General features: G+C 74.6%; 9 protein-coding genes. 4 read left to right on the top strand and 5 right to left on the bottom strand.

Features of this window, described 5'->3' with window-relative positions; translation table 11 throughout:
* Window positions 1–140: 140 nt before the first annotated feature.
* Window positions 141–1,139, top strand: coding sequence for a hypothetical protein (locus ACIBCT_RS08220; protein ID WP_399186690.1), 999 nt, complete (start codon window positions 141–143; stop codon window positions 1,137–1,139).
* Here the strand turns inward: ACIBCT_RS08220 and ACIBCT_RS08215 are convergent.
* Genes ACIBCT_RS08215 through ACIBCT_RS08205 form a run of 3 tightly spaced genes read right to left on the bottom strand, consistent with a single transcriptional unit; the run spans window position 1,126 to window position 4,983 of the window.
* Window positions 1,126–2,307 carry a cysteine desulfurase family protein gene (locus ACIBCT_RS08215; RefSeq protein ID WP_399186689.1) on the bottom strand — a complete coding sequence of 394 codons (1,182 nt, stop codon included), beginning with the start codon at window positions 2,305–2,307 and terminating at the stop codon, window positions 1,126–1,128. The two genes, ACIBCT_RS08220 and ACIBCT_RS08215, sit on opposite strands and share 14 nt — an antisense overlap.
* A 4-nt stretch (window positions 2,308–2,311) precedes the next feature.
* Window positions 2,312–3,202: a hypothetical protein gene (locus tag ACIBCT_RS08210; protein ID WP_399186688.1), complete on the bottom strand. Its 891-nt coding sequence runs from the start codon at window positions 3,200–3,202 to the stop codon at window positions 2,312–2,314.
* Between the two features lie 5 nt (window positions 3,203–3,207).
* On the bottom strand, window positions 3,208–4,983 hold the full coding sequence (locus ACIBCT_RS08205) for a condensation domain-containing protein (protein WP_399186687.1): 1,776 nt from the start codon (window positions 4,981–4,983) through the stop codon (window positions 3,208–3,210).
* A gap of 205 nt (window positions 4,984–5,188) precedes the next feature.
* Here ACIBCT_RS08205 and ACIBCT_RS08200 point away from each other — a divergent pair, with 205 nt between their 5' ends.
* Entirely contained in the window at window positions 5,189–5,458 is a 270-nt protein-coding gene (locus ACIBCT_RS08200; RefSeq protein WP_399186686.1) for a phosphopantetheine-binding protein, read from the top strand.
* Between the two features lie 46 nt (window positions 5,459–5,504).
* On the opposite strand, the gene ACIBCT_RS08195 is transcribed toward ACIBCT_RS08200, so the two are convergent.
* Together ACIBCT_RS08195 and ACIBCT_RS08190 are read right to left on the bottom strand one after the other, a co-directional pair.
* Window positions 5,505–7,139, bottom strand: coding sequence for an AMP-binding protein (locus ACIBCT_RS08195; RefSeq protein WP_399186685.1), 1,635 nt, complete (start codon window positions 7,137–7,139; stop codon window positions 5,505–5,507).
* Between the two features lie 27 nt (window positions 7,140–7,166).
* Window positions 7,167–8,564: a condensation domain-containing protein gene (locus tag ACIBCT_RS08190; RefSeq protein ID WP_399186684.1), complete on the bottom strand. Its 1,398-nt coding sequence runs from the start codon at window positions 8,562–8,564 to the stop codon at window positions 7,167–7,169.
* Between the two features lie 263 nt (window positions 8,565–8,827).
* Here ACIBCT_RS08190 and ACIBCT_RS08185 point away from each other — a divergent pair, with 263 nt between their 5' ends.
* Together ACIBCT_RS08185 and ACIBCT_RS08180 are read left to right on the top strand one after the other, a co-directional pair.
* A complete protein-coding gene (locus ACIBCT_RS08185; protein WP_399186683.1) occupies window positions 8,828–17,710 on the top strand; it encodes an SDR family NAD(P)-dependent oxidoreductase in 8,883 nt (2,960 codons plus the stop codon).
* Window positions 17,700–18,520 (top strand): beta-ketoacyl synthase N-terminal-like domain-containing protein (locus tag ACIBCT_RS08180; RefSeq protein WP_399186682.1); only part of this gene is annotated, 821 nt, incomplete at its 3' end. The genes ACIBCT_RS08185 and ACIBCT_RS08180, both read left to right, overlap by 11 nt.

The raw sequence follows: 18,520 nt of genomic DNA, 5'->3' as shown, positions 1-18,520 counted from the left end.
CCGGAGGAGATCGCCCCGCGCACGGGCCACACCGGCGCCGAGACCCGTCACCGGCTCGGCACCGAACCCGGTACGTCCGCCCACGGCCAGTACGTCATCTCGGGGGCCGAGCGGTTCGCGAACAGTAAGGAGCGACCATCATGTCCATGACGAGCCTGTTCACCGGCAGGCCGCCCTCCGAGGGCGAGCATGTGACCGATGTGTATCACTACGCCACCCGCAAGGGGGCCATCGAGGCGATCGACGTGGCCGCCGCCGACCTCGGGATCGACGCCCACCTGGTGAGCGAGGCGGTACGGCACCTGGTGGAGAACCGCCTGCTGCGTACCGACGACGGCATCGGTGGCCGGTTCGTGCCCGTCGACCCCGATCTGGCCGTCGCCTCGATGGTCTCCTCGGTCGAGCGGGAGATCTACCGGCGGCGCGAGCTCATCGACCAGATCCGCGAGCGGGCCGGCGCCTTCGCGACCCCGGCCGGTGGCGGCGACCCCGCCCCCAGCACCGTGGAGTACCTGGTCGGCGCCATGGAGGTGCGCGGCTTCCTCAAGACGGCCGGTGACGCGTGCCGCGACGAGCTGCTCGTCCTGCAGGCTGGTGTGAGCGAGGCCGGCGACCTGTCGCAGATGTTCCTGGTGCTGGTCGCCAGGGGGGTGACCGTGCGGGTCATCTGCCAGCACCGCAGCCGGGCCGACGTGACCACGCGGCTGGTGATGAAGCGGCTGACCGACGCCGGCGTGGAGGTCTACACCGTCAGCCACGTGCCGCGCTCGGCCATCGTCTTCGACCGCTCGCTCGTCGCCCTGTTCGGCGGTGACGGCGCCGACGGCGACGTCACCCTCGCCCGGGTGCGCAACCAGGGGATCGCCCGGTTCTTCCTGGACATGTTCAACCACCTGTGGGAGAGCGCGACGCCGCTGGAGGGCGTCGAGTTCGGCTACGGCACCGTCGCCGACGACCTCCAGCAGTCCATCGCCGCGCTCATGGCCAAGGGCTACACCGACGAGGTGGTGGCCCGCAAGCTCGGCATGTCGGTGCGCAGCTGCCGCCGGCACATCGCCACCCTGATGCGCGACCTCGACGCCACCAGCCGCTTCCAGGCGGGGGTGGAAGCGGCCAGGAAGTTCCTCAAGACGGGCTGAAGGGGGCGTGGCCGCCCATGGCGACGGCCACGCCCGCCAGGTCGCGGGCCCGTTCGACGATCAGGTCGAGACCGAGCACCAGGTCCTCGAACGGCATCCGGGCGTCCAGGCAGATCCGGACCGTGCTGTTGGCGTCCTGCGCGCTCAGGCCGACGGCGGTCAGCACGTGCGAGGGCTCCTGCGAGCCGGAGTTGCACGCCGACCCGGTGGCCAGCGCCACCGACGACAGGCTGGAGACCAGGCTCTCCCCGCGTACGCCGGGCAGGACCACGCTGAGCACGTGCGGCACGCCGTGGTGCGGGTCGCCGTTGACGCGCAGGTCCGGCAGCCCGGCCCGCAGCACGTCCAGCGCGGTGGCGCGCAGCTCGGTGACCCGCCGCCGCTCGGCGTCCATCCTGGCCAGCGCCAGCTCGCACGCCCTGCCCAGCCCCACCACCAGGTGCGTGGGGATCGTGCCGCTGCGCAGCTCGTACTGCCCGCCGCCGAACATGACCGGCCGCAGCCGGTGCCGGATCTCCGGCCGGACGTACAGCGCGCCGACGCCCTTGGGGCCGCGGATCTTGTGCCCGGACAGCGACAGCGTGTCGATCTCGGCCTCCCGCACGCGCAGCGGGATCCGGCCGGCCGCCTGGGCGGCGTCCACGTGCAGCACGGCCCCCACCTCGTGGCAGAGCGCGGCCATCGCCGCCACCGGCTGCACGGTGCCGATCTCGCTGTTGACCCAGGCGGTGGTCGCGACCCTGGAGTTCAGGTCGAGCAGGCCGGCCAGGTGCTCCAGGTCGACGCGGCCGTCCGGCCCGACCCGCATCGCCTGGACGTCCACGCCGCGGGCGGCCAGCGCCCGGCCGATCGCCAGCGACGACTTGTGGTCGGTCGGGCAGAACACCCCGCCGGCCGGTGCCCGGTCGTCGTGGCCGAACATGCCCAGCAGCGCCAGGTTGTTGCTCTCGGTCGCGCCGGAGGTGAACAGCACGTCGGCCGGGTCGGCGCCCAGGAGCGCGGCCACCGAGGCGGCCGCGTCGTCCACGGCCCTTCTCGCCCGCTTGCCGAGCACGTGCGGGGACGAGGGGTTGCCGTACTCCTCCCGCAGGTACGGCAGCATCGCCTCGAAGACCTCGTCGTCCACCCGCGTCGTCGCGCAGCCGTCCAGATAGATGACCTTCCTCACGGCGTCAGCTCCGGAACGTGCTGACGGTGACGAGCTTGCCGTAGATCTCCTGGGCGGACATCTCACCGCTGCCGCCGGGGTCGGCGATCACCACCCGCATGTCCGGCAGGTCGTACAGGCTCAGCGCGATGTCCACGCCGGTCTGCACGGGCATCAGGCACTCGCCCGGCGCGAAGATCAGGATCGATCGGTGGCCCGCCCGGTACACCTCGGCGATCATCTCGGTGATCTCGCCCGCGCAGCCGGTGATGCCGCAGCTGATCAGCGTCCGGTGGTTGCCCGCGGCGTCGAGGAAGGCCACCTCGCTGTCCCCGTTCCCGCCGGGCAGGTAGCGCTTCTCCAGGCGGCCCTGCTTGACCAGCCGGTCGGCGGACTTCTGGAAGCGGTACTTCAGCCAGGTCTCGGGGAAGGCCAGCGGGTGCTTCCTGCTCGGCAGCACGTCCGCGGCCGACAGGCCGAACTCGCACAGGATCTTCTCGTAGGAGGGGGGCAGCGCGGTGAAGCCCTCGAAGAACTCCGCGCGCAGCTCACCGGCGGGCCGGCCGGTCACCGGCACGTACTGCCAGTCGTTGACGAGCAGGAGCAGCCGGGAGGTCACCCCGGCCGCGGCGTACTCGCGCAGCAGGCCGGCCGACAGCTCCCAGGTGTAGCCGGGGAAGACGCCGACGCGGCCGCGGACGCGTCGGCGCATGGTCTCGCCGGTCTGCTCCTCGATGACGCCGGGGACGAGCCGTCCCGACGCCTCGTCCTCGAAGAGCATGAAGTGGCCGCCCATGACGACCAGGTCGGCGAGGTCCTCCGCGGGCAGTTCCCGGGCTATGGCGTCGCGGAGCTCCTGCTCGGAGGCGACCAGCCGGTGGTTCTTGGACACCTGGCCGGTGGATACGTGGTTCATGGGCGTCACTCCGAATTCACGGGGTTCTGGAAGGGGGCGTTCCGCGGGTCCGGGGCCAGCCGGGAGGCCAGCGCGCCCAGTGGTGCGGGCCCGGCGAGCTGGTCGAGGGTCAGGCCCTCCCAGCCGTGCCGGGCGAGTTCGGCCAGCACCTGCGGGATGCGCAGGGCCTGGCCTCCGGCGAGGGTGTAGCTGTCGGACAGGTCGGGGCCGGTGCCCAGGCCGGCAGCGGGGCCGCCGGGCTCGTGCGCCCGTCGTACGGCGTCGGCCAGCGCCAGGGCGGCGGGGCCGGTCGTGCCGTCCCAGGTCTCGATCGGGGTGGCGGCCGGTGCGGCGCGGGGCGGTTCGAACCCGGCCAGCCCGGCCGCCTCGCTCAGCGGCAGGCCGTCGTCGGGGGAGTCGGCAGGGTTGGCGTCGGGGGAGTCGGGGGCGGTGTCGTGGGCGGTGTCGTGGGCGAGCACCAGCGCCTCCATGCCGCGCAGGAAACGCTCCACGGCGACGGCGTCCATGACCGGCGACGCCGCGTGGAGCGCCACGGCGACGGCGTCACGCCACTCGTCCACGCGCAGGTAGGTGTCGGAGCCGGTGTGCGCCCACGCCTCCGGGACCGGGTTCCAGGTGAAGACGGTGCGCCGGCCGCCGTACTCGCGGGTGCGCTGCTTGATGAAGTTGACCTCCGAGCCCAGCCGTACGGCCGCGCCGCGCCGGGAGCCCTCCCGCGACACCATCTCGACGACCTTGTCGTAGGGCACGTACGCGTGCTCCCTGGCACGCTCGTACGCGGTCGCCGTCCGGCGCAGCAGCTCGCCGAACGACGGGTCGCCGGCGCAGCCGACCCGCACCAGCATCGGCGAGAACATGCACGTCAGCACGTCCGGGCAGGGGTGCGACTCGCGGTTGCTGACGAACGCCAGGTGCGCGACGTCCTCCTGGCCGGTGTAGGCGGCCATCATCGCGGTGTAGGCGGCCACGTGCACCAGCGACGGCCACACGCCGTGCCGGGCGGCGATCCGCCGCGAGGCCCCCAGCATCGCCGGAGAGATCAGCGTCGCGTGCCGGGCGGGCGGCTCCGGCCGGGTTCCCGGCGCCGCGTGAGAAGCGGACCGCTCCGGCCGGGTGCCCGGCGCCGCGTGAGGAGCGGGCGGCACCGCGCCGCGCCGTGCCGCGAACGGGTCCGCGGGCAGGGCGGTCACCTCGTCCTGCCAGTACGTCATGGCCCGCGACGCCACGATGGCGGCGTCGGCCGAGGCCTCGTACCGGGCCAGGTCGACGGGCCTGCGGCTCACCGGGAGCAGGGTCGCCGGGCGGCGGGCCGCGATGCCTGCGCCCTGCGTCCGCAGCTCCCGCTTGAGCTCGCCCAGCGTCCACACGTCCACGGCCAGGTGGTTGAACACCAGTACGCAGTGCCTCGGCGTGCCGCCCGTGGTGATCAGGCAGGCCCGGACGGGCCACTCGGTGGCGAGGTCGAAGGGCCTGCCGTCGAGCTCCTCGACCACGTCGGCGGGGGCGGCCGTGCCGTCCCGCTCGGTGGTGACCACCGTGACGGGGAGCGGCGCGGGCGGGTGCACCCGCTGCGCGGGCTCCGGGGCGAGGTCGAAGGTGGTGCGCAGGATCTCGTGCCGGCGCACCATGTGGGTGAGCATCGCCCGGCAGGCGGCGACCGTGAGCCCCGCGGGCAGGTCGAAGCGCAGGACCACGTGCGTCTCACGCCGGTGCCGGGGCGGCAACTGGTGGAATCGCAGCCACATGTGGCGCTGCCCCCAGCACAGGTTCGCGGATTTCACCGGTTCCCACCCCCAGCGGTCGTCGCATCACCCCGTACACGATGAGGATCGGCTTTTCCGGAAGGCGGCACAACCACTGCTCAATGGCAGGTTCCGGCCCAGAATAAACTGCCAGACATGCGTTCCCCATCGCCTTGACCGGTGCCCCGCCGTTCGGCAGCCTCGATATCGGCGACCATTGACCGCCGGAGGAGGAGGTAACGCGATGCTGGAAATACCCGACCGGTTCCAGAGTATTCTGCGCGCGCATCTGCCGTACGCGGAGACGGGCGGCCTGACCCCCCACGACGAGCTGTCCGCGCTCGGCCTGGACTCGATGGGCGTCGTACGCCTGCTCGTCGACATCCAGAACGGCTACGCGGTCGAGCTGCCCGACGAGATCCTGGACGAGGCCACGTTCGCGACCGTCGGCTCGCTGTGGCGGGCGCTGTCCACGCTGATGACGATCGGGCCGGACCGTCCCCGGCCGTTCTGAGGCCGTTGTCAGGGGGTCACGGGGTGCTGGGCGGCTCTGACGGGGGTCACCTGCCCAGCAGGCCCGCCAGGGCGCGCCGGTCCACCTTGCCGTTGGCGTTGAGCGGCAGCTCCGCCAGCAGCGTGACCGAGCGGGGCACCATGTACCCGGGCAACACCTGCGTGACGCCCTTGACCAGCGTCAGCGCGTCCAGGTCCGAGCCGGTGCAGGCGGCCGTCAGCTCCGGCTCGCCGTCGGGGCCGGGCATCGCCAGCACGGCCGCCTCCCGCACCCCCGGCTGCCCGCGCAGGGCGCACTCGACCTCGCCCAGCTCCACCCGGTGGCCTGAGATCTTCACCTGCTGGTCGAGCCGGCCCAGGTGCACCAGCAGCCCGTCGCGCCAGGCCACCCGGTCCCCGGTGCGGTACCACAGCTCGGGCGCGGCCGTCTCCCCGGTGTCGGCGGGGACGGCGGTGGCACCGGTGGCGCCGGTGGCGCCCTCGAAGGCGGTGAACCGGCCCGCGTTCACCGCGGGGTCGACGTACCCGGGAAAGCGCTGCACCCCGCGCAGGCACAGCTCGCCCTCCTCGGCGGGCCGTCCCCGGTCGTCGAGCACCAGGTGCTCGACACCCGGGTAGGGCAGGCCGATCGGCACCGTGCCGTTGGCCGTCTCGGGCCACAGGGACCGGTCGGCCGGTAGACGGTACTCGGTGCAGCTGAGCGTCAGCTCCGTCGGGCCGTACAGGTTCTCCAGGACGCTGCCCGGCGCGGCCACCCGCCAGGCGTCGGCCTGGCTCAGGGTGAGGGGCTCCCCGCAGAACAGGCTCCACCGCAGCGACGGCATCGCCGAGGGCGTCAGCCGGCGCAGCCGCATGGCCACCGACACCACCGACGGCACCGAGAACCAGTGGGTCAGCCGTTCCCGGGCGGCGAACGCGATCGGTTTGAGCAGGTCGTAGCGGCCCGGCACGACGAGCGTCGCTCCGCCGCCCCAGGTGGCGAACAGGTCGAACACCGACAGGTCGAACGTCAGGTCGAAGGTCTGGGAGACGCGGCAGCCGGGGCCGAGCTCGTAGCGGGGGATCACGTGCCGCAGGTAGGCGTCCACGCTCCGGTGACGCACCGGCACCCCCTTGGGCACGCCCGTGGAGCCCGACGTGAACAGCACGTAGGCCAGGTCGTCGGCGCCGGCCTCCCGCGGATCGCCCGCCTGCCGGAGGGCGGTTCGCGGGACGTCGGCCGGGTCCACCCGCAGGACGCGCGGGCCCTCTCCCGGCGGCCCGGCGAGCCCCGGTGGCCCGGTCAGGTCCGGCGGCCCTGCCAGGTCCGGTGGCCCGGTGGGACGCGGTGGCCCGGTGAGGTTCGGCGGCTCGTGGCCGGCGTCGGACAGCACGAGGTCGAGGCGGGCGGACGCGGCCACCAGGCGGTTGCGCGCGGCCGGCGCGGCCGGGTTCAGCGGGACCGCCGCCGCGCCCAGCCGCTGGATCGCCAGATACCCGGCATAGGCGAGGATGCCCTGGTTCGCGTGCAGTCCCACGCGCGCCGGCGGCCCGTCGCACGCGGCCGCGATCCGCGCCGCGAGGTGGGCGGACATCGCCTCCAACTCGGCGTAGGTGTACCGCTCGCCGCCCACCTCCAGGGCGGTACGGTCGCCGAAGCGCGCCGCGGCGGCGGCGAACCACTGGTGGAGGGTGTGTGCCATGGGGCTCTCCAGGTGACGGCCCGGCCGCTACCGGGGTGGTTCGGGCAGGCGGGACGGGAACAACGCCGGTGGCAGCTCCTCGCCCGCGCCCCACAGGTCCTTCAGCGCCCGGCCGGGGTCGGTCAGCGCGAGCTGCATCCCCAGCGGGATCGTCCGCATGATGTCGACCATCGCCGGGGCCGGCAGCACCTCGGGGTCGGCCAGCATGAGCACGCCGGTGCGCCCGCCGCGCACCTCGACCCGGACCCGGAACGCCTGCCCGTACGGCTGGGCCAGAGGTGTCCACGCCAGCTCGGCGGGCGTCTGATCGGCGGGATCGCTCGGCTTCCGGTCCACCTGGATGTAGTTGAACCAGGCCCGGAAGAGGTGGTTGACCCAGCAGCCGTGCTCCGGCACCGACCCGGCGGCCTCGGCCACCTCGGCGATCCGGTCGAGGTCGTAGGAGCCGTGACGGTACGCGCGGGTCCCCGCCCAGTGCAGGCGCCTGATGTGCTCGGCGAGCGTGGCCCGCGGGTCCACCTCCGTGACGACGGGGACGAGCTGGTTCATCGTGCCGATGAGGTGCTGGTCCTCCGGGGCGAACCGGTTGGACGACATCAGGCTCATCGTGACCCGGTCGGTGCCCAGGTGCCTGGCCAGACCGGCGGCCACGAACGCCATCACCACCGCCGGGGCGGTGACGCCGTGCGTGCGGGCCGCCTCCGCCGCCAGGCCGCCCAGGCGCCGCGAGTGCAGGGTCAGCTCCAGCCGCTCGCCCTTGACCCCCGCGGGCAGCGTCGGCAGCGCGTCCGTCAGCCCCTCGGCCAGCACGCTCCGCCAGTGGCGTTCCGCGCCCTCCTGCCGGGGCCGCCAGGCCGCCTCGCGCTGCCGCCGCGCCAGCTCACGCGGCGGGGGCGGGGGTGGTGACGGCGACGACGGCGACGGCAGGGCCGGCGCCGTCGTGCCGGGCCTGCCGGTGCCGGACGTCAGCGCCTTGAACTCGTCCTGCAGGTGGTGGATCGACCACAGGTCCACGATCAGGTGGGAGAACGTCAGCGACAGGTACATCGGGGCGCCGCCCGAGGAGACCAGCCGGCCGCGCCAGTTGAGGTCGCCGGCCATCGCGAACGGCAGCGCCACCAGCTCGGCCTTGGTCCGCTCGTGTTCCGAGGGGTCGGTGACGATCCGGTCGATCCACTCGATCGGCAGCTCCACGTCCTCGTGCACGTGCTGGACCGGGCGGGTGCCGCCCGGCTCGTAGGTGGTCCGCAGGGCCTCGTGCCGTTCGACGAGCCGCTCCAGCGCGGCCCTCACCCGCCCCATGGACAGGCCGCGCAGATCCCAGGTGGCCGGCAGGTTCGCCTCGGCCAGCCAATCCTCCGGATACCGCTCGATCTCGCGCCAGCTGAAGAGCTGGCCGTGGCTGAGCGGAGACTCGACGGGCATGCGTCCCTCCTCCCGCGGATTTCTCCGCCCGTCATTCATCCCGGACCCGGACAACGAGGTCAAGGCCCCGCCCGGTCGGAGGCGATGGCAATAAACGGCGGTAACAAGGTGCCGCCCGCAGACCATGTGCCCCGTGAGAACCGGCAATTAGGGTCGCACTCACTATGCAATAGCCGCAAACTCCTCCGGTTGCCGATAAATGCGTCGCAGCCGTTCGGATAAACGGCGTCCGATGGGCGCCCGAGGCTTGGGGTGGCGTATTAATGGGTGAGTCGAGACAGCAGGCCGAGAAGGGCGGGCCGGACGCTATCGCCGTCATCGGCATGGCGTGCAGGCTTCCCCAGGCCGACGATCCGGCGGGATTCTGGAGACTGCTGCGCGAGGGCGTGGACGCGGTCACCGACGCGCCCGCCGACCGGTGGCCGGACGCCACCGAGTACCGGCGGGGCGGGTTCCTGGACGACGTGGACGGCTTCGACGCGGCCTTCTTCGGCATCTCGCCGAACGAGGCGGCGTCGATGGACCCGCACCAGCGGCTGGCGCTCGAACTCGGCTGGGAGGCGCTGGAGAACGCCCGCGTGCTGCCCTCCGCCCTGCGCGGCAGCGTCGCCGGCGTCTTCCTCGGCGCCATCTCCCAGGACTACGCCGCACTGAGCGACAGGGCCGCGCGCCCGGGCCGGCACTCCTACACCGGCGCCAACCGGGCGCTGATCGCCAACCGCATCTCGTACGCGCTCGGGCTGCGCGGGCCCAGCCTCACCCTGGACGCGGGCCAGTCGTCGTCGCTCGTCGCGGTGCAGATGGCCGGGGCGAGCCTGCGGCGGGGCGAGAGCGACCTGGCGCTGGCGGGCGGGGTGAACCTGAACCTGCTCGCCGAGACCACCGCCGCCATCGGCGCCTTCGGCGCGCTGTCCCCCGACGGCCGCTGCCACGTCTTCGACGAGCGGGCCAACGGGTACGTGCGCGGCGAGGGCGGCGCGGTCGTGGTGCTCAAGCGGCTGGCCGACGCGCTGGCCGACGGCGACGAGGTGCACGCGGTGATCCTCGGCGGGGCCGTCAACAACGACGGCGGCGGCGAGGGGCTGACCGTGCCGAGCGCGCGGGCGCAGGAGGAGGTCATCAGGCTCGCCTGCGCCGACGCCGGGATCGCGCCGGGCGACGTGGGCTACGTCGAGCTGCACGGCACGGGCACCAGGGTGGGCGACCCGGTGGAGGCGGCCGCGCTCGGCGCCGCGTACGGGGCCGGGCGCGCGGAGCCGCTCCTGGTCGGGTCCGTCAAGACGAACATCGGCCACCTGGAGGGCGCTGCGGGCATCGCCGGGCTGCTCAAGGTGGTGCTCGCGGTCAAGCATCGCCGGCTGCCCGCCAGCCTGCACTTCCGGACGCCTCCGGCGCGGATCCCCCTGGACGACCTGCGCCTGCGGGTGGTGCGGGAGACCGGCGCCTGGCCGGAGGGCGGCCGCCTGGTGGCGGGTGTCAGCTCCTTCGGCATGGGCGGCACGAACTGCCACCTGATCGTCGCCGAGCCCCCTTCCTCCGGGTCCCCCTCCGCCGGGCCCGCCGCCCCGGAGACGACGCCCCGCGCCACCGGGCACGATGCCTCGCGACACGGCACGACGGGACACGGCACGACGGCACATGGCACGACGGGACCGGGTGGCGGGGGACCGGGCGTGCAGGCGCCCTGGGTGGTGTCCGGGCGGACGGAGAAGGCGGTGCGCGAGCAGGCCGGCCGGCTGGCCGCGCTCGCCACGGCCACGGTCACCTCCACGGTCACCTCCGCCGACACTGACACCTCCGCCGACACCGACGCCTCCGCGGAGACCGACACCGACACCTCCATCGACAGCGTCGACGGCGCGGGCGGGGGGATCAGTGACGTGCGGCCGGTGGACGTGGCGCTGAGCCTCGCCGTGACCCGTACGTCCTTCGAGCGCCGTGCCGTGGTGCTCTCCCAGGACCCCGCCGCGCGCCGGGAGGCGCTGCGCGCGCTGGCCGCGGGCCGCCCGCACGACGACGTCGTCACCGGCGGCACCGTCGTCACCGGCAATACCGATGGCGCCGATGGCGCCGCAGGCGGGGGATGCGCCTTCGTCTTCCCCGGGCAGGGTTCCCAGTGGGCGGGGATGGCACGTGAGCTGATCACCGCCTCGCCGGTGTTCGGCGCGCGGCTGGCGGAGTGCGCCGACGCGCTCGCGCCCTTCACCGACCACGCCCTGATGGACGTCCTCCAGGAGCGCCCCGGCGCCCCGGGCCTGGACCGGGTGGACGTGGTGCAGCCCGCCCTGTGGGCCGTCATGGTCTCGCTCGCCGAGACGTGGCGGGCCCATGGCGTACGGCCCGACGTGGTCGTCGGCCACTCGCAGGGCGAGATCGCCGCCGCCGCCGTCGCCGGGGGGCTCACCCTGTCCGACGCCGCCAGGGTCGTCGCGCTGCGCAGCCGCGCCATCGCCGGCATCGCCGGAAAGGGCGGCAGGGGCGGCATGATGTCGATCGCCGCCCCCCTGGAGGTGGTCGAGCGGGTCCTGCCCGACGGCGTGTCCGTGGCCGCCTTCAACGGCCCCCGCTCGCTGGTGGTCTCCGGTCCCCGCGAGGCGCTGGCCGAGCTCGCCGCCCGGCTGCCCGACCACCGCACCAAGATCATTCCTGTGGACTACGCCTCCCACTCGCCCGAGGTCGAGGCCGTGCGCGAGGAGGTGCTGGAGGCGCTCGCCCCCATCCGGCCGGTGAGCGGCACGACGGCGTTCGTCTCCACGCTCACGGGCGAGCCCATGGACACGGCCGGGCTCGACGCCGCCTACTGGTACCGCAGCCTGCGCCGCCCGGTCCGCTTCGGCCAGGCCGTACGGGCCGTCCTGGCGCGCTGCGCGCTGTTCGTGGAGTGCAGTCCCCACCCGGTGCTGGTCACCGGCGTGGAGGAGACCGCGGAGGACGCGGGCCGGGAGGTGGCCGTGATCGCCACCCTGCGCCGCGGCGAGGGCGGCGCAGGGCGGCTGACCCGGTCACTGGCCCAGGCGTACACCCAGGGCGCGCCGGTGGACTGGTCCCGGCTCTGCCCCGGCGGGCGGCTGGTGGACCTGCCCACCTACCCGTTCCAGCGCCACCGCCACAGCGCGACCGTCCCGCCGCCCCGGACCGCACGGCCGGACACGGCGGACGCGCAGGGCACACCGGGCACGCCGGGCACATCCGAGGCGCGGCCGGACACGGCGGGTGGCGTGGACGCCGCGGGCACCCCGGCACCGTACGGGAATCAGGATGCCGCGGGCACGACGGCGCGGGGCGCGGCGGGGAGCGGCAGGTCCAGGGCGGAGCTGCGCGAGCTGGTGCTGGCGGCGACGGCGCGGCTTCTCGGCCACGCCGACACGACCGGCGTCGAGCCGGAGCGCACGTTCAAGGACCTCGGCATGGAGTCGGCCACCGCCGTCGAGCTGCGGGACAGGCTGCGCGAGGCCACCGGGCTGCGGTTGCCCGCCGGGCTGCTGTACGAGCACCCCACCCCCGACCGGCTGGCCGGCCACCTGCACGCCCTGCTCACCGGCGACCGCACCGCGACCGCCCACGGCGGCGACGGCGGCTCGCGGGACCGGGCGGACGACGACCCGATCGCGGTGGTCGGCATGGGCTGCCGCTATCCCGGCGAGGTCGCCTCGCCCGAGGACCTCTGGCGGCTGGTCGACACCGGCACCGACGCGATCACCGAGTTCCCCGCCGACCGCGGCTGGGACCTCGGCACGCTCCTCGCCACCGGCCGCTCGGGCACCAGCGACACCCGCCACGGCGGTTTCCTGCACGACGCCGACCGGTTCGACGCCGCGTTCTTCGGGATCAGCCCCCGCGAGGCCACGGCCATGGACCCGCAGCAGCGGGTGCTCCTGGAGGTCTGCTGGGAGGCGGTGGAGCGCGCCGGCATCGACCCGGCCACCCTGCGGGACTCGGCCACCGGCGTCTACGTCGGCGCCATGGCCCCCGACTACGGACCCCGGCTGCACCTGCCGGACGGCGCGTCCGACGGGCACCTGCTGACCGGCACCGCGCTCAGCGTCGTCTCCGGCCGCGTCGCGTACACGCTCGGCCTGCGGGGACCGGCGATCACCACGGACACGGCCTGCTCGTCCTCGCTCGTCTCGATCATCCTGGCGATGCGGGCGCTGCGGCACGGGGAGTGCGCGCTGGCGCTCGCGGGCGGCGTGACCGTGATGTCGACGCCCGGCATGTTCGTGGAGTTCAGCAGGCAGGGCGGCCTGGCCCCCGACGGGCGGTGCAAGGCGTTCTCCGCCCGGGCCGACGGCACGGGGTGGGCCGAGGGCGCGGGCATGCTCGTGCTGGAGCGGCTCTCCGACGCGCGCCGCAACGGCCACCCGGTCCTCGCCGTGCTGCGGGGCGGCGCCGTCAACCAGGACGGCGCGAGCAACGGCCTCACCGCGCCGAACGGCCAGGCGCAGCGCGAGGTCATCAGGCAGGCGCTGGCCGACGCCCGGCTCACCCCCGCCGAGGTCGACGCCGTGGAGGCGCACGGCACCGGCACCCGGCTGGGCGACCCCATCGAGGCGGACTCGATCATCGCCGTGTACGGCGAGGGCCGGCACCCGGAGCGGCCGGTGTGGCTCGGCTCGCTCAAGTCCAACATCGGCCACACCCAGGCCGCGGCCGGGGTGGCCGGAGTGATCAAGATGGTGAAGGCGCTGGAACACCGCGTCCTGCCGCCCACCCTGCACGCCGACGACCCCACGCCGCACGTGGACTGGGCCTCGGCCGGGGTCAGGCTGCTCACCGGGCGGGTCGAGCTGACCCAGGACCGGCCCGCGCGGGCCGGGGTGTCGGGCTTCGGCATCAGCGGCACCAACGCGCACCTCATCGTGGAGGCCGCCCCGTCACCCGCCTCGCTTCCGGCCGCGCTTCCGTCCGCACTCCCGTCCTCGCTTCCGGACACGCGCGCGGACGGATCGCCGGTCCTGGACACGGCGGCCGGGCCGGTGGTGTGGGTGGTGTCCGCCAGGAGCGAGCCCGCGCTGCGCGCCCAGGCTGCTCGCCTGCACGCGTACGCCGACGGGCTCGCCGGTTCCGAACTCGCCGACGCCGGGCGGACGCTGGCCAGAAGGGCCGCGTTCCCGCACCGCGCCGTGGTGGTGGCCGGAGACCGCGACGAGTTGCTCGCCGGGCTCGCGGCCCTGGCCGCGGGAACCCCGCACGCCGCCGTCACCACCGGGACCGCACCCGCCGAGGCCCGGCCGGTGTTCGTCTTCCCCGGCCAGGGCTCCCAGTGGGCCGGCATGGCCACCGACCTCCTCGACGCCAGCCGCGCCTTCCGCGACCAGGTCGACAGGTGCGACCGCGCGCTGCGGCCGTACACCGGATGGTCGGTCGTGGACGTGCTGCGCGGACGCGAGGGCGCGCCCCCGCTGGAGGGCTCGGACGTCATCCAGCCGGTGCTGTTCACCGTCATGATCGCGCTGGCCGGGCTGTGGCGCTCGGTCGGCGTCCACCCCGCGGCCGTCGTCGGCCACTCCCAGGGCGAGATCGCCGCGGCGTGCGCGGCCGGGGCGCTCTCCCTGGAGGACGCCGCGCGCGTGGTCGTGCTCCGCAGCCGGGCCCTGACGCGGCTCGGCGACAGGGGCGGCATGCTGGCCGTGTCGCTGCCCGCCTCCGAGGCCGAGGAACTGCTGCGGCCGTGGGCCGGCCGCCTGTGGCCGGCCGTGTACAGCGGCCCGTCCAGCACGGTGGTGGCCGGTGACGCCGACGCGCTGGAGGAGTGCGCCGCCGCCTGCGGCGACGAGATCCAGGCCCGCCGGGTCGCCATCGGCTACGCCGCCCACACCCCGCACATCGAGGAGCTGCGCGAGGAGATCCTGCGCGACCTCGACGGGGTACGGCCCTGCGACACCGAGGTGGCGTTCTGCTCCTCCTACGCGGGCGAGTTCATCGACCCCGCCCTGCTGACCGCCGACTACTGGTTCGCCGGCCTGCGCAACCCGGTCCGCTTCCAGCAGGCGATCGAGGCGGTCGCGGCCACCGGGACGCCGGTGTTCGTCGAGGCCAGCCCGCACCCGGTGCTCACCGGCCACGTCGCGGACACGCTGGCGGCGGCGGGCGCCGCCGGAGGCGCCACGGGCACGCTGCGGCGCGGCGACGGCGGCGCGCCCAGGTTCCTCAAGGCACTCGGCCAGGCATGGGTGCTCGGCGCCGCGGTGAACTGGCCGGCCGCGCTCGGCCGCGCCGGCCACCACCACGACGACCTGCCCGCCTACCCCTTCGAGCGGCGGCGGCACTGGCTGGCCCCCGCCTCCGCCGACGGCCAGGGCGGCTCCGGGCACCCGCTGCTCGGCACCACGCTGCCGCTCGCGGCCGACGGCGGCTTCCTGCTGGCCGGCCGGCTGTCCACCGGAACCGATCCGTGGCTGGCCGACCACGCGGTGGACGGCACCGTCCTGCTGCCCGGCACCGCCTTCGTCGAGCTGGCGCTGCACGCCGCCGTCACGGCCGGCTGCGACGCCGTCGAGGAGCTGACCCTGGAGGCACCGCTGCCGCTGCCCGCCGAGGGCGGCGTCCAGGTCCAGGTCACCGTGGGAGGCCCGGACGAGCAGGGCCGCCGTGCCGTGGCCGTCCACGCCCGCCCGGCCGGTGACGCCGACGCCTCCTGGACCCGCCACGCCGGCGGCCTGCTCGGCCCGGCCCCGGACGACCTTCCCGAGCGCCTGACCTCCTGGCCGCCCGACGGCGTCCCGGTCGGCCTGGACGGGGTCTACGAGCTGCTCGCCGAGCGCGGGTACGCGTACGGCCCCGCGTTCCAGGGGATGCGCGCCGCCTGGCGCGCGGGCGGCGACGCCTTCGTCGAGGTGACGCCCCCCGAGCGGGTACGCGCCGACGCCGGACGGTTCGTCCTGCACCCGGCCCTGCTCGACGCGGTGCTGCACCTGATGGTGCTGGAGTCGGCCGACGACCCCGCCGCGCTGCTGCTGCCGTTCTCCTGGAGCGGCGTGCGGGTGACCGCGCTCGGCGCGGAGACGCTGCGCGCCCGCATGACGGATCTCGGTGAGGACCGCATCGCGCTGACCTTGTTCGACGAGACGGGCGCCCGCATCGCCACCGTCGAGACCCTGGTGCTGCGCCGCCTGCCCAGAGGCGCCGCCCGTCCCGCCCCCGCCGCCGTCTCCTACACCCTCGAATGGGCCGAACCGCCCGCCTCCGGGGCCGCGGCGGGCGACGGGAACGATGGCGCGGGCGACGGCCCGGACGGCGGGGACTGGGCGCTGGTCGGCTACGACGAGGCGGCCGACGAGCTGGGCGCGGAGCTGGAGCGTGCGGGGATCGCCGTGCCGCGCCACTACGACCTCGCCTCGCTGGCCGGCATGAGCGCGGGCCGGGTCCCGGGCCTGGTGCTGGCACCCGTCCACGCCGACGACGACGACCTCCCGTACACCGCGCACGACGCCCTGCGCGAGGTGCTCGACCTGGCACAGGGCTGGCTGGCCGACGAGCGGTTCGCCGAGTCCCGGCTGGTCTTCGTCACCCGTCCGGGCGGGCCCGAGACGGCGGCCGTGTGGGGGCTGGTGCGGTCGGCGCAGTCCGAGCACCCCGGCCGGTTCGTCCTCGCCGAGATCACCCCGGGCTTCTCCGGCTGGGAACGGCTGGCCGCCGCGATCGCCGCCGGTGAGACCCAGCTCGCCGCCGCCGGACGGGAACTGCTGGCACCGCGCCTGGCACGGCGTGAGCTGCTCGCCCGGACGCCTGGAACACCTGAGGAGACCCCTGAGACGCCACCGGTGTCGGGGACGGTGGTGGTGACCGGTGGTACCGGTGGGCTGGGGGCGTTGGTGGCGCGGCGGTTGGTGACGGGTCATGGGGTGCGGGATCTGTTGTTGCTGTCGCGGCGGGGCCTGTCGGCTCCGGGGGCGGGTGAGCTGGTGGCCGACCTGGAGGGGTTGGGTGCTCGCGTCGCGGTGGTGGCGTGTGATGTGTCCGATCGTGACGCGCTGGCCGCCGTACTGGACGGGGTGGTGCTGGGTGGGGTGGTGCACACCGCGGGGGTGCTGGACGACGCGGTCGTGGAGGGGTTGTCGGCTTCGCGGTTGGATGCGGTGCTGGCGCCGAAGGCGGACGCGGCGTGGTATCTGCACGAGCTGACGGCCGGCCGGCCGTTGTCGATGTTCGTGTTGTTCTCCTCCCTGGCCGGGGTGGTGGGCAATCCGGGTCAGGGCAACTACGCGGCGGCGAACGCGTTCTTGGACGCGCTGGCCGCTCACCGTCGCCGGGAGGGTTTGGCGGGGGTGTCGATCGCGTGGGGGTTGTGGGACACGGCCTCGCAGATGACCGGTGGCCTGTCGCCGGCGGACGTGGCGCGTCTGGCGCGTGCCGGGGTGGCGCCGCTGAGCGTGGAGCAGGGCCTGGAGCTGTTCGACGCGGCCCTGGCGAGCCCCGACCCGCTGGTGGTCGCCACCCGCTGGGACGCGGCCGGACTACGGGCCCGCGCCGAGGCCGGGGACCTGCCGCCGATGCTGCGCGGCCTCGTCCGCACCCCCCGCCGTGCGACGGCCACCGGGAGCGCCATCGGTGCCACCGGCGGCACCGGTGGTCCCGGCGGGCTGATCGACCGGCTGACCGGGCTGAGCGAGGCCGACGGCCGCGCCCACCTGACCGAGCTGGTCCGCGGCCACGTCGCCGCCGTCCTCGCCCACGGCAGCCCCGACCAGGTGGACGTGGACCGCGTCTTCAACGAGCTCGGCTTCGACTCCCTGACCGCCGTCGAGCTGCGCAACCGGCTCACCGCCGACGCCGGGCTCCGCCTGCCGACCACGCTCGTCTTCGACCACCCCACCGTCACCTCGCTGGCCGACTACCTGTTCACCGCGCTGGCACCCGAGGCGCCCTCGGCAGAGGACGCGCTGCGCGCCGCCGTGGACCAGGCCGAGTCGGCACTGCGGGCGGCCAACGGAGAGTCGGAGATCGTCCGTGGCCAGCTCGTCGCCATCCTGCAGAGCGCGCTCACCAGGATCGGCGCCTCCGCCGTCACCCCCTCCGCCGGTCCCATCGGCTCCGGCGGGGTCGAGGAGATCGGTTCCGCTTCGGACGAGGAGATCTTCGCCCTCATCGACAACCGGGCGATGACGTCCCCACTGTCTATGGAAAGGCCAGAGCGTGGCGAATGACGAGAAGCTCCGCGCCTACCTCAAGCGGGTGACCGTCGAGCTGGCGGAGACCCGCAGACGTCTCGCCGACGAGGAGGGTCGCCGGCACGAGCCGGTGGCGATCGTCGGGATGGCCTGCCGTTTCCCGGGTGGGGTGACCGGTCCGGAGGAGTTGTGGGATCTGGTGGCCTCCGGCGGGGACGCGATCAGTGGGTTCCCGGTCGATCGCGGGTGGGACCTGGAGGGGTTGTACGACCCCGACCCCGAGGCGCTGGGCAGGTCGTACGTGCGTCATGGCGGGTTCGTGCACGATGCGGGGGAGTTCGACGCGGCGTTCTTCGGGATGAGCCCGCGCAGTGCGCTGGCGACCGATCCGCAGCACCGGTTGTTCCTGGAGTCGTGCTGGGAGGCGCTGGAGCGGGCCGGCATCGACCCGGGCACGCTGCGCGGCAGCCGCACCGGCGTCTACGCGGGAAGCATGTACGAGCTCTACTCGAACCGGTTCCTCGACCGGTTGCCCGAGTCGGTCGAGGGCACCCTGCTCACCTCCAGCACGCCGAGCGTGCTGTCCGGCCGCGTCTCCTACACCCTCGGCCTCGAAGGGCCGTCCATCACGGTCGACACCGCCTGCTCCTCCTCCCTGGTCGCGCTCCACCTCGCGACCCGCGCGCTGCGCCAGGAGGAGTGCACGCTCGCGCTGGCCGGGGGCGTCACCGTGATCGCCACCCCCGACGTCTTCGTGGAGTTCTCGCGGCAGCGGGCGTTGTCGGCGGACGGGCGGTGCAAGTCGTTCTCGGCGTCGGCCGACGGTGCGGCGTGGGCCGAGGGGGT

Origin of the sequence: Streptosporangium sp. NPDC050855 (assembly GCF_044456585.1) — a bacterium.
Classification (GTDB): Bacteria; Actinomycetota; Actinomycetes; order Streptosporangiales; family Streptosporangiaceae; genus Streptosporangium; species Streptosporangium longisporum.
This window is presented reverse-complemented; position numbering and strand designations above follow the sequence as displayed.